General features: G+C 43.5%; 7 protein-coding genes. 2 read left to right on the plus strand and 5 right to left on the minus strand.

Annotation, left to right across the window (positions count from 1 at the left end):
* Window positions 1–4 precede the first annotated feature (4 nt).
* Window positions 5–3,559: an EAL domain-containing protein gene (locus tag NH399_RS13960; protein ID WP_253041079.1), complete on the minus strand. Its 3,555-nt coding sequence runs from the start codon at window positions 3,557–3,559 to the stop codon at window positions 5–7.
* Window positions 3,560–3,799: 240 nt separating this feature from the next.
* Here NH399_RS13960 and NH399_RS13965 point away from each other — a divergent pair, with 240 nt between their 5' ends.
* Window positions 3,800–5,086 carry a dicarboxylate/amino acid:cation symporter gene (locus tag NH399_RS13965; RefSeq protein ID WP_253041080.1) on the plus strand — a complete coding sequence of 429 codons (1,287 nt, stop codon included), beginning with the start codon at window positions 3,800–3,802 and terminating at the stop codon, window positions 5,084–5,086.
* A gap of 95 nt (window positions 5,087–5,181) precedes the next feature.
* Here the strand turns inward: NH399_RS13965 and NH399_RS13970 are convergent, their stop codons facing one another.
* The 4 genes from NH399_RS13970 to NH399_RS13985 all read right to left on the minus strand — a co-directional run bounded on the left by NH399_RS13970 (window position 5,182) and on the right by NH399_RS13985 (window position 11,137).
* Window positions 5,182–7,122 carry a prolyl oligopeptidase family serine peptidase gene (locus NH399_RS13970; protein WP_253041081.1) on the minus strand — a complete coding sequence of 647 codons (1,941 nt, stop codon included), beginning with the start codon at window positions 7,120–7,122 and terminating at the stop codon, window positions 5,182–5,184.
* Window positions 7,123–7,145: 23 nt separating this feature from the next.
* A complete protein-coding gene (locus tag NH399_RS13975) occupies window positions 7,146–7,796 on the minus strand; it encodes a thiopurine S-methyltransferase (RefSeq protein ID WP_253041083.1) in 651 nt (216 codons plus the stop codon).
* Window positions 7,797–7,806: 10 nt separating this feature from the next.
* The gene (gene sohB / locus NH399_RS13980; protein WP_253041085.1) at window positions 7,807–8,865 is read right to left on the minus strand and encodes a protease SohB; all 1,059 of its coding nucleotides are present in this window, start codon (window positions 8,863–8,865) and stop codon (window positions 7,807–7,809) included.
* Between the two features lie 118 nt (window positions 8,866–8,983).
* Window positions 8,984–11,137, minus strand: coding sequence for a hypothetical protein (locus NH399_RS13985; RefSeq protein WP_253041087.1), 2,154 nt, complete (start codon window positions 11,135–11,137; stop codon window positions 8,984–8,986).
* A gap of 508 nt (window positions 11,138–11,645) precedes the next feature.
* Between NH399_RS13985 and NH399_RS13990 the strand changes: the two genes are divergently transcribed.
* The gene (locus NH399_RS13990) at window positions 11,646–13,568 is read left to right on the plus strand and encodes a PrkA family serine protein kinase (protein ID WP_253041088.1); all 1,923 of its coding nucleotides are present in this window, start codon (window positions 11,646–11,648) and stop codon (window positions 13,566–13,568) included.
* Window positions 13,569–13,571: the final 3 nt, after the last annotated feature.

The following is a 13,571-nucleotide window of genomic DNA, read 5'->3' on the forward strand; positions in this document are numbered from 1 at the left end:
GCCTTTAGGCAAACTTGTTATCAATAATCTTCATAATCTCTTTACACTCAACAGGCTTCGAATAGTAGTACCCCTGAGCGTAATCACATAAATGGTTCTTCAGATAATCTGCCTGCTCTTTTGTTTCTACACCTTCTGCTACAACTTCAATACCCAATCGACTTGCCATAATTAAAATGGTATCTACCAACGTTTGCTCATCTCGATTAATAGCCAGTCCTTTGATAAAAGCTCGGTCGATTTTTAATATATCTACCGGAAATCGAGTTAAGTAGCTAAGGGACGAGTAGCCTGTACCAAAGTCATCAATAGCTAAACTGATGCCCCGCTCTTTAACTTCTGTTAACAGGTCATAAGAACTTTTCGCATCTTGAACAAATAAGTTCTCGGTAATCTCTAAAGTTACTTCACTGTATTGTTTAAGCTCAACCAACGACGAATACCATTGATCATGATCTTTATCTTTCGCTAATAACTCCCTTGGAGAAACATTGATGGTGACGGATATGGGGCGTGTTCGGCCTGCATTAATTTGTTTGAAGTCTTCACACACTCTTTGGACAACAAACTTACCGATTTTATTAATCAGTCCAGTATCTTCTGCCAGGCTAATAAATATTTCGGGAGATACAAATCCAAACACATCGCTATTCCACCGAATCAAGGCTTCGCACTTAACGAGTAACCCTGTATCCAGATCAATAATAGGTTGATAAAACACCATTAATTTATTGTCGGACAAATCCCGAATAAGCTCAGAATGCATCTTTTGTCGATGCTCTGTTGCTCGTTGCATTTCTTCGGTGAAGTACTGCCAACAATTGCGACCAGATTCTTTTGCAACATACATCGCATGATCGGCATTTTTGAGCAATGTTTCTGGCTCAGAGGCATCTTCGGGATACAAGCTGATGCCGATACTCGCGCTAATATGAATATTGCTGTCTTCGATCTGAAAAGGTGTGCTGATGCACTCAATAATATTCTCTGCAACTTTATAAGCGGAAGAGAAGCGATCAATCTCAGATAAAATCACCGCAAACTCATCACCACTGAGACGGGCAATGATGTCGGTTTTTCTCACCGCGCTTTCTAATCGTCCAGCGACTTGAATCAGCAACTTATCGCCGACATGATGTCCCAAAGAATCGTTAACTGGCTTAAAATTGTCGAGGTCTAAGAATAAGAGAGCCATTTTTGAATTGTCTCGATAAGCTCTATCGACAGCACCTTGCAGTTGACGATTAAACAACACACGGTTAGCAAGCCCTGTTAATTGGTCATAACTGGCCTGATACTCGATAAAATCAGCCGCTTCTTTCTTTTCGGTCACATCCTGAAACGCACAAGTGATAAAAGGCGAGGTTTCTTCTAAAGCACCTCGCTCTCCTAGCACATAGAACCAAAGTTTTTTTCCATTTTTATTAGTTCCATCCAGCTCTAGCTCAAAGCTTTCTCCAAGCTCGATGGCTTTCGAAAATGCCTGATTGAATTCTTCTTTCGACTTTTCACTTAAGTTACTAATTAACTCTTCCAGTGTCGGCGTTTTTTTGTGAGTATCGACTTGCAGTGTATCTAATAAACGACTATCAACGCGAATCACTTGTTTATCAAAATCAATTCTGGCTCCACCTATCGAAGCCAACTGTCCAACACGAGATAATAAATCCTCACTTTCTCTTAATGCCAATCCCATCTGCTTTTGTCGTATTCGATTACTATGATGAATGGTTAAAAAGAGGATAAAGAAAAAAGCAACGGTGCCTCCCGTTGTTCTTATGGCCCAGATGTATTGAATATTGCTGGCCCAACCGCCACGAGGTCGAGCTGCCAACTGATATTGATTGCCTTCAATATTGACCGACATCAATACCGGATTATCGTAAAATACATCACCATTACCATAAAACACTTCTCCACTGGCTCCCTGCCCATCTCTTCCTCGAATGGCCACATCAATATCTTCGGCAGACTCATAAAGCCCGATCTTTTCATAAAGCTGCTCGAGTCGAATCGGCGAAGAAACCACCCCCCAAAATTTATGCTCCCCATTATCATCATAATAAACAGGCACCCTACCAATCAGAGCCGTGCCCCCTTGAACTAGATTCACAGGACCCGCAATCATCAAACGCCCCGTACGTTTAAGCAACATAACGACCGCACGTTGTTCTTTGTTTTTATTGTAATCCAAGCCAATAACTGACTCGTTGCCCCTCAATGGATAGACATATCTGACAACCATGTCCGGCGCGGCTGCCATGTTTAACAGTAAGTCTTCTTTTTCCATGACAGGCTTAACGAATCGATCAAACTGTTCTCTTTGAAGTTCCGGGCTTTGTTCGATAAAAGCCGCCAAGCCATAAAGATAAGCCAGGTTACTGGTTAGCTGCCCTTCAAGACCTGCTCGCACTAAAGAAAGGCGACTGAGCGTATCTACTTTTCTTTGTTCCAGTGTTCGTTTTATATAATCTCTTTCAAATAAAACGGTGACCACCAACACCAAAGTGCTGCATGCAATAATAACAATCCAACTACCTTGTCCCTTTAAATAAAAATAGGCCAAAGAAATAACCAGTATCGCCAAAATAATGCCATACAAAACATTACTTGAAATCCTATCGCCATCATCTTCGTAGAATAGATGACTGACATCCAGATTGCCCGATACACTACCGCTGCTAGACAGTAGTTGATAGGTTCTTTCCCAACGTAACATGTTACTGTTACCCAGGTTCGTCACAGGATACAAAATGTAGCTATCAATGTGATCGGCAAACCATTGGTTATACCCTTTTTGGTCTTCATACTTAATCACATGTCGAGGCAGACGCTCTGATATTTCATGAACCAGTTCTTTACGATTTTTAAGGGCATAACGCCAGCCTCTTAAACTTGCTCGCTTGAAGCGCTCAACCAACCCTGGTTTCTTCTCTAGCAATGAGCGGCGGGTATAGAGAGTATCACCATAAAAAACGACACCGTAATCAGAGGGGCGAATAGAAAATAAATTAATGCCCATTTCCCTCGCCTGATACTCAGCCGATACACCGTAGGTCATAATGGCGTCAGCTTTGTCTTCAACCAGTGTTTTTACATTAGGCGGGGCATCAACAATATTGAGCTTGTCGGTAGCGAAGCCCTCAGCTTTTAATAATGCCAACAGTTCCCGATAAGTTGCATCTTCTTTAGCGACAGCGATGCGCAAATTGACCAAATCCGACAATGACTTAATGGGTTTACTACCCAGAGAAAATATGGCGCCTGCACTTTTTTGAAATACAGGAAAAAGCACAATAAAATCTCGACCTTGATCCTTCTCGATCAAAATATCCAAAGCGCCTATTGCAAAATCGGCGTTACCATTTTCCAGCTCTCTAGCCGTACTACGAAATTGGCCTTCAGGGGTGAAGGCAGAACGAATCTCGACCTCAAGGCCTTCTTCGGCATAATATCCCTGCCACTGAGCCGCATAAAATCCAGCGAACTGAAATTCATGCTCCCATTTTAGCTGCAAGACAACCTTGTCTCGTCCAGCGGCTTCATTGGGTATTAACACAAATAATAAGAGACACCACACGCACCATTTTATGACACGTGAAGCCCAGCAATTTATCAGCATAATTCCTAATAAATGATTGAATTTATGTAATTATTCGCACGTCTGCGAACTCTGTCTTTTAAATAGTAGTTGATATTGCCAGATCGCACTGTCTTTTTTCTTTTCGCTCACTTTCGTTTTGGGGCCAAGACTGTTAGTCTAGAGCGATTACAATATTATAAATTTCAAGAGGTTAGGATGCTTGGTTGGTTAAAAAGTGAGTCCTTAAGTACACAAATTCTGATTGCACTTGGATTAGGCGTGGCATTAGGTTTGATATTAAAAGCGCCCTTTCTAGCGTCTTTTTCTGGTGCCATAGATACCTATATCATCAGCTTTTTTGACGTGATCAAAACGTTATTTATCAATAGCTTAAAGATGATGGTTGTACCGCTGGTTCTAGTCTCTCTGATTTGTGGTGTTAGTGCCCTGAGCGACCCATCCAAATTAGGTCGTCTGGGAGGCAAAAGCCTTTTACTCTATTTGTTTACGACCGCAGCAGCCATCAGCATGGCGTTATTACTCGCCAACCTGGTCGATCCCGGCAGTGATGTTGTTGCTAAAGCTACCGACTATGAACCTAAAGCAGCTCCTAGCATCGCCGATGTGTTCAGCGGCCTGATTGCTTCCAACCCAATCAATGCCATGGCTAACGGCAATATGCTTCAGGTTATCGTCTTTGCCTTATTATTTGGATTCGCTATGTCTCGCTCTGGTGAGTCAGGCCAATACATGGGTAATTTCTTTAATCACCTAAATGAAATCATTCTTAAATTAGTGTCCATCTTAATGAGCATCGCTCCCTATGGTGTATTTGCCATTATGGTGGGCGTTACCTATAAGCTGGGATTCAATGTATTCAAAGACCTAGCCACCTATTTCTCTCTGGTTGCCATAACCTTAATTATCCATGCGCTAGTTACTTACCCTACTCTTTTAACGTTCCTGGCTCGGCTAAACCCTCTTACCTTCTATAAAAAATTAAGACCCGCAGCCTTGCTAGCCTTTTCTACAGCATCCAGCGCGGCCACTCTGCCTGTCACCATGAAAGTGGCTCAGCAGCGTTTAGGTGTTGGAGACTCCACTCGTTCCTTTACTCTGCCATTAGGTGCCACCATCAATATGGATGGCACAGCCATTATGCAAGGTGTCGCCACGGTGTTTATTGCTCAAATGAGTGGTGTTGATTTAACGATGAGCCAGTATTTAACCGTTATCTTGATGGCAACCCTTGCCTCCGTTGGTACGGCGGGTGTTCCGGGTGTAGGTCTTATTATGTTATCGATGGTGCTGGTACAGGTAGATCTTCCAGCCGAAGCGATAGGCATGTTGCTCGGCGTGGATCGTCTACTTGATATGATGCGTACAGCCGTCAATATCTCAGGTGACTCTGCCGTTGCCTGTATCGTTAGTAAAAGCGAAGGCGACTTTGACGAAGACATGTTTAACGACCCAGAGGCAGGCCTTCATCTGGAAGCTGTCTAAAAATAAAAGTGAGGTCTGATAAATTATGATTAGACCAATCACTCTCAGTCGCCAGGGGCGATAACAAAAAGCCAGAGTTTCCTCTGGCTTTTTGTTTATACGATATCTACAGGAGTGATGGATTCTTCGAGTGGAATCGCTAAGATTTTACAATAAAAATAGAGTTCAGCTTCTAGCGCTCTCTCTATGTTTTGCTGCATTCGGAACCCATGCCCTTCCCCTTCAAACTCAATGTAAGCATGAGGAATTTCTTTCTCAGACAATGCCGCCACCAACTTATGAGACTGGCTGGGTGGAACCACTTTGTCCTCAGAACCCTGTAAAATCAAAATAGGACAAGACAATTGATCCGTGTGATAGATAGGAGAGCGCTCTTTGTACTGAGCCAACTCATCAGGGTAAGCACCAACAATGCTATCTAAATAGCGCGCTTCAAACTTGTGCGAATCCGTCACCAAACTTTCGAGTTCGGTCACACCGTAACGAGTCATCCCCGCCGCGAAGTCATCAAAGAAAGTTAATGCGCACAAGGTTGTAAAACCGCCAGCGGATCCACCTCGGATCAACAAGCGTTTGGCATCCGCTTTGCCCTGCTCAACGAGATAACGTGCAGCGTAAACGCAATCGTTCACATCAACGATGCCCCATTGTTCGTTCAATAACTCGCGATAATCTCTACCATAGCCAGTACTGCCGCCATAGTTAACATCAACCACCGCGAACCCACGAGAGGTCCAAAATTGAATCGCCCAACTTAATGTTGATGAAGTTGCTGCCGTTGGCCCACCATGAGACATTACAATCAGCGGAGGTTGTTCCCCTTCCTGCCCATCGTACTCAGAATGGCAAGGTGCATAATAAAACGCATGCGAAGCATAGTTACTGGACGACTGAAAAGAAATCGGTTGAGCAACCGAAATCATATCTTGAGTCACGGGCAAACTCGACTCGCTGTCTAACTGATGAAAAGCCAGCTCATCATTAATATCGAGTTTGTAAATCCCTTGCGGAATCATCGGCGCACCAGCAACCACATACAAAGCATCATCACCAAAGTGCACCTGCCCAGGATAATCTTTAAACGGCAAAGCTAGTGGCTCAATATGACCTGTATCGGTATTGATATGACAAAGCTGTTGCTGACCGTCTTCGAAATACGCCGCATAAATATTATCGCCCTCACCAAAACAATAAGTACTGGTGGCAAAAATCCACTGCGGTATAGAAAACTCTCTGTCTACCGGCGTTAACGCGTTGATCACGCCATCGCGGAAAGAATAAAGATTGGCCCAGCCGGAGCGGTCTGAAATAAAATGCAATACACCATCAGGGCTCCAGCTTGGCTGATAGATAGACTCATCTTCACAACCCGCTACACAATGTTGTGCAGACAATTGACCTTGGCGATCAATATCTGCAACCCAAAGTTCTGTGGTATCCCAGGGCATGTTAGGTTGGTTCCAGCATGTCCAACAAATACGTCGACCACCAGGAGACACTCTAGGGAAACTATAAAAATCGTATCCTTCGGCAACGACTTTAACCTCGCCCCAATTCTCAGAGCTTAAGTCAATACACACTAACTCATTTTTGACAGGCTCTAGATCGTGACGCTCACGAACGCAAAATAGCCAATCATTATCAACGCACATCGAAAAATCAGTGTAACGCCAGGCCCGTAACTTTTCGGACGGCGTCGTTAAACCTTTTTGCTCACCGTCATGGGTTAACAGATAAACCGCCTGATCTTCATCGTTACAATAAAACACGCCCATTCTCGTCACTAGAAAATCACCGCCGCCGTATTCATGGGCGCGCGAGCGTACACTGTGTTCGCCAAGATCCAGGTCGCGTTTTTTGTTTTCATCATCCCAGCAAACAATAACACCTTTGCCTTTCAATTCGGGACGAGACTCAAGCCAATAGACAGAGCGATTAAAATACTGCATGTGGCCTAGCCGCGTTCCCTTAGATGAAACCATTTGGGCATCGATAGGCGACGGCCAAGAACCATAAGCTTTTTGAACTTTGGACATAATTTATTCTCTTAATAATCTACTCAAAGATATTCAATAACAAAAGCGGCTTCGTATAACTCAGTCACCCCTATCGCCTGAAAGCGAGGCTCTTGCTCCAATATAGAAGTATAGTGTATCCGCTCTAGTTTATGCGCGTCGGCAAACAAAGATTCAACCAGCGAACAGGAGACAGAAAAAGGTGGCCCAGACATTTCTTTTTGCGGGTATTCAAAGGTTACCAGCAACATAGAAAAAGGTCGTGGCATAATGCTCAACAAATGTTGAACATAAGCATTGCGCAAGTCTTCAGGAAGAGCAACCAAAGCAGCACGATCATATACTTGATGAACACCAGCTAACTCGTTTCCTGTTAGCTTAAAAAAATCCCCTTGATACAGTCGATAATGCTCGTTTTGTAAAAGCAGGCCTTGCTCACAGACTTCCCGTTGAAACAGCAATGACTGTTCTTGCTCAAACGCATCAAGAGCTAACTCACTGAGCTCAACTCCAACAACAGGACATTGCTGCTCCACCAAATAAGGCATGTCTAAAGTTTTACCACACAAAGGTACAAACACAGGAGCGGGTTTAAAAACTTGCTGAGCGTATTGTTTTAGAATCGGGTTCACCTCATTAAGATGAAACCCTATCTGCTGATTATCCCATCGCTGTAGCCAGAAATCGCTTTCCATACTTAACTCTTTATTTAAACAATCGCTGTAACGTGTCTTTCTGTAGCAAGCTGGTAATTGCCGATTCAACACCTGCTTTTATAGAAAACGCCAATCGCTCAGAAATGGATTTCTTGATTTCAAATTCTACTTCGAAGGCGTCAAAGTTTGCAGACCACTCAACCAGAAAATCATCACTGGTTTTAATTTCGTCAATTAAATCTAAGTCAATTGCCTGAGAACCGTACCAGTGTTCACCAGTTGCCACTTTCTCAACATCCAATTGAGAGCGATTATCAATAATAAATTGTTTAAAGAGCTTGTGAGTATCTTCCAGCTCTTCTAAAAACTTGCTGCGTGCTTTGTCGGTGTTTTCACCAAACATGGTGAGTGTTCTTTTATACTCACCCGCAGTATGCATTTCAAAATCCACATTATGTTCTTTTAGCAAACGGTGAAAGTTTGGCACCTGTGCCAGAACACCGATAGAACCAATAATAGCGAAGGGAGCGGCCATGATATGATCGCCAACACAAGCCATCATGTAACCGCCACTGGCAGCCACTTCGTCAACAGCAATGTTGAGTTTAATGCCTTTATTCTTAATACGCTGTAATTGTGACGAAGCCAGTCCGTAGGTATGAACCATACCGCCAGGACTCTCTAAACGTAGTAGCACTTCGTCTTGAGGCTCAGCAATACTTAAAACAGCGGTTATTTCTTCACGTAGGTTATCAACCGCCGATGCTTGTGTATCGCCTTCAAAGTTCAATACAAATAATCGCTTGTCGGGAGCTTCTTCTGCTTCTTTTGACTTATCTTTCTTTTTATCTTTTTTGAGTTTTTCTTTCTCTTCTTGCTTTTGAGCCTTGATGTACGCCTTGTATTCGTCTTTTGACAAAAGCTCCTGACGCAAATGATCAGCGGTTTCTTTTAAACCTTCAGACAAATGAGTCACTTTTATTTGTCCATCCGTTACTGGCTTTCCTTTTTGACCAGCGCTGGCAATTGCACCAATAATGACCACCACGGCAACAACAATGGTGATAGCCTTAGCTAAAAACAAACCGTAATCACTCAAAAATTCCAAGATTCTACTCCAGACTTAATTCAGATAACCCATGGGGAAAACTGTTAAAGTTTTCTACCCTTAAAACAAAAATGCCCTCGCTATAGAGCGAGGGCATTTTAACTATCCAACAGGGGGCCTAGTCAAGCAATGACGGGTCATTGACAACGACAGCGGTACCACCTGATGCGATAAACGAAGCAATGTGAGCTTGCATCTCTGTGGTCACATTTAAGAAACCAACAGGGTCAGTATCGCTCGCAGGACTCAATACTGTTGAGTGAGAGCCGCTGTTAAAGCGAGACAACAAGCGACCACCAGCAACAGGGCCAGGATTTTCAGCGGCTACAGGCTGTAGGCCTAGGTAAGCAGCTAATGGATCAGTACCTGATAAAGGTGCTGTAGCAACATTGTTAGGAACAACCGCATCATTCAGAGTGCGCAACATCAACGTAGGGATGTTATTCGCCAACGCGACTGTTGTTGTATTGATAGGGTCGCCCGAATCAATAACAGTCTGAGCAGCAAACATGAACTGGTCATACTCTGGAGAACCCGCTTCGATACCCGCAGCAGCCAATCCAGCGCGAATACGAGGACCAAAAGAGTCGGATGCATCTAACAGACGAGCAATACCGCCACCAGGATTCGCCAAGATAGCAATCTTAACCATGTCAGACTGACCAACGAAGCTCGAACCAACGATGCCACCTAAAGAGTGTCCCATAAAGAAGATGTTGTTAGCATCAAAGTCAGGACCACCACCGTCAACGTCCATACCAGGAACGGCTTTTTCCAGAGAGAGCAGGTCAAATATTGCCTGACGTAAGTTATCACGAGACACTAACAAATTTTGTAGGTTGATAGTATGAGCGCCTGAAGCATCAGGAATGCCATCTGGGCCAGGAGCACCCGTCGTGTTCGACAAATAGTCAACACCGAAAGTACGCTCTCTTAAACCACCAGGCGTGTAGCCTTCGAAAAACTGAATCGCACCACCGGATGCATCATCAAGAGCCTGGTGTATAAGATTATCTTCAGTAATACCATGCAGTGGCATATCCATAGAAACTACAGCCACGCAAATGCTTGCCATGGTGTCAGCAATACCTAACATTGCAGTACGGTTAGAAGTAATACCGTGCTGGAACAACATTACAGGATAACCGGCTGCAGGCTTAGGACAGTTAGCAGCTTTAGGCATAGAAACCAGTAGAGGATGAGTTTCTTGACCTGTTACTGCTGGTAAAGAATTCACATAAGTCAGGTTTTGGCCGAATGGATTAGGGATAGTGCCGCCGCTACCGTCTGGAATCTCACTAACCGCACGCCAGAAGTGATTCAATGGCGCAGTAGGATTTTCTGCCGTAGGGCCAGACAACATGTAGTTAGTGGTGATTTGACCTTCATAAAGATCAGCCAGACCACGACCCATAGTTGATGAAGTATCAATCGTCAGGCTGCTGAAGCTTGTTGCAGGGATAGCACCTTGGTCGATGTACATGCCTTTTGCAGACTCAGTGACTGTATTAATGGATTGAGTCGTAAACTGGAAAGTTAAAACAATCGACTCTTTAGCCACTGGATTCGTTAATGCACTGTCAGAAACCAGATCTTCCATACGGTTAACCAAAGCCTGAACAGGAGCCAGTGCCGCCAAAGAACCCGCAGCACTTAAATCAGCGTCGCTGGCAGCGATTTGATACTGACCATCAGCAATGATAGGACGACCAGCAGAATCCTGAATACCATTAGTCGCTACCACGATGTAAGTGGCGCGCTCTGCCAGAGGCTTGGTAGGGATAACACCAACTGACATGCCATTAGGTACGGCAACAAAGTCTACCAGAGGCTCTAACTCTCGAATCACAGAGATAGGAGCAAAGGTCGGTGGCACCTGAGTGTTCAAATCAAAGGTTGTATCAGCCAAGACTTCAAAAATACGAACCGTAGAACCAGGAATAACAGTACTTGCATTCAAGCTAATGCTGGAATCAGGATTACGTAAAGAAAAGGCAAAAGCTGCAGTTGTAGACCAACCGTCCAAAGAACTGATAGCTAATAACGGATTGCTGTAATCAGTTGGATCAGTGATACCAGGAACGTTCAAAGTAAAGTCGGTGGTTCCACCAAAAATGAGGTCATTTGGTAAGGGTAAATCACCAGTGGATGGCGTAAAAACGGCAATCGTATTCGACGCGGGTATGACAGGCTCTTTTGGGCCTTCGCTATCACTACACCCGGTTAGAAGAAAACTACCCAGGGTAAACAGTCCCAAAGTTAACTTATTCATTAAACTCTCCCAGTCTTGCATAACAGGCCTTGTGATGAGCAATATTTCGACAAATTAATATCCGGAAAAAGCCAATCCAAGTGCCCCATTATTTTTATTTTTTAACTGTCTATATTCAAATCCAACCCAAATGCTACTCACTGTTGAATATCAACGCAAGTGGGCAGACCAGTTTATTGTGCATCATCAGCAACTTATTGAAATCCATGCACTTTATTAAGCGCTAATTAAAGGCGATTTTATTGCCCCGCAACATAGAAAGGATAAGCCATTGTTTTTCATCCGTTCTTTTCCATTCATCTCAATATTATATTTATTTATATCATTTTAATACTTAGCGACTATTTATTAACTATGCTTAAACATAAGGATTTTGAATTTATTTTACCGTTTTTTCAGACTTATAGCCCTTCTCCGAGGGCGATTAATTGATTGAATTGAGCAACGATTATGCTTTGTGGAAAGAGCGTGAAATTGCGTCACGAGTTAACCTGGCGAGAGGTGCGAAATGAGCATATTTAATAAGTATCAGGAGCGTTACGAAAAACGGCAGGAAGAAGAAATAACACTGCAGGAATACCTTGATTTATGTAAAAAAGATCCCCTTGTTTATGCCACCGCAGCAGAACGAATGTTAGCCGCCATTGGCGAACCCGAATTGGTCGATACATCGCAAGAGCCCAGACTGAGTCGATTATTTTCGAATAAAGTCATAGCCCGCTACCCCGCTTTCTCTGAGTTCTTTGGAATGGAAGATTCTATTGAACAAATTGTGTCTTACTTTAAGCATGCCGCGCAGGGGCTAGAAGAGAAAAAACAAATTCTTTATTTGTTAGGTCCGGTGGGTGGCGGTAAATCCTCCCTGGCAGAAAAGCTTAAAAAGCTGATGGAGAAGTACCCAATTTACGCCATCAAAGACTCCCCCGTTTTTGAGTCTCCCTTAGGCTTATTTGATCCTGGCGAAGACGGCGAAATTCTAGAAAAAGAGTATGGCATTCCTCGGCGCCACCTCAACAAAATCATGTCACCTTGGGCCGTGAAGCGCTTACATGAATACGGTGGTGATATATCTCAGTTTAAAGTCGTTAAATTACAAGCCTCAATCCTGGATCAAGTTGCCGTGGCCAAAACGGAACCTGGTGACGAAAACAATCAAGATATCTCTTCCCTGGTCGGGAAGGTCGATATCCGTATGCTAGAAAAGTATTCTCAAAACGACGCCGATGCCTACAGTTACTCAGGAGCATTGTGTCGCGCGAATCAGGGTCTGATGGAATTTGTCGAAATGTTTAAAGCGCCCATTAAAGTGCTTCATCCATTATTAACGGCAACGCAAGAAGGTAACTACAACGGCACTGAAGGCTTATCAGCCCTTCCCTTTGAAGGCACGATACTGGCTCACTCCAATGAGTCCGAATGGCAAACCTTCCGTAATAACAAAAACAATGAGGCCTTTTTAGATCGAGTCTATATCGTCAAAGTGCCTTATTGCTTGCGTCTGTCAGAAGAAGTAAAAATTTATCAAAAGTTACTGGCCAACAGCTCTCTATCCGATGCCCCCTGTGCGCCCAGTACCTTAAAAATGCTGGCTCAGCTGAGTGTTCTGTCTCGTTTAAAAGCACCAGAGAACTCCAGCATCTATTCCAAAATGAAAGTGTATGACGGTGAAAGCTTAAAAGACACCGATCCTAAGGCCAAATCCTATCAGGAATATCGTGATTATGCGGGCGTTGATGAAGGTATGGATGGTCTTTCTACTCGCTTCTCCTTCAAAATACTATCGCGCGTTTTCAACTTTGATCAGGCAGAAGTGGCAGCAAATCCTGTTCACCTGCTGTATGTATTAGAGCAACAGATTGAGCGCGAACAATTCCCTCAAGATATTCACGAACGTTATCTGGAACATATTAAAGGTTACCTTGTTCCTAATTACATCGAGTTTATCGGCAAAGAAATTCAAACCGCGTATCTCGAATCCTACTCAGAATATGGTCAGAATATTTTTGACCGATACGTGACTTACGCCGACTTCTGGATTCAGGATCAAGAATATCGAGATCCAGAAACAGGCGAAAACTTTGACCGTTCAGCGCTCAATGAAGAACTGGAAAAAATAGAAAAGCCTGCGGGTATCTCTAACCCTAAAGATTTTCGTAATGAAGTGGTTAACTTTGTTTTACGAGCAAAAGCTCATAACAATGGCAATAACCCTAAGTGGACCAGTTACCAAAAACTCCGTAGTGTCATCGAAAAGAAAATGTTCTCCAATACCGAAGACCTGTTACCTGTTATTTCCTTCAGTGCCAAAGGCTCAGAAGAAGAACAGAAAAAGCATCAGGACTTCGTTTCTAGAATGGTTGAAAAAGGGTATACGGAAAAACAAGTACGCTTGTTATGTGAGTGGTATCTCCGCGTTAGAAAGTCATCGTAAATT

The sequence above is a fragment of the Pleionea sp. CnH1-48 genome (genome assembly GCF_024124665.1).
GTDB lineage: Bacteria > Pseudomonadota > Gammaproteobacteria > Enterobacterales > Kangiellaceae > JAMXSB01.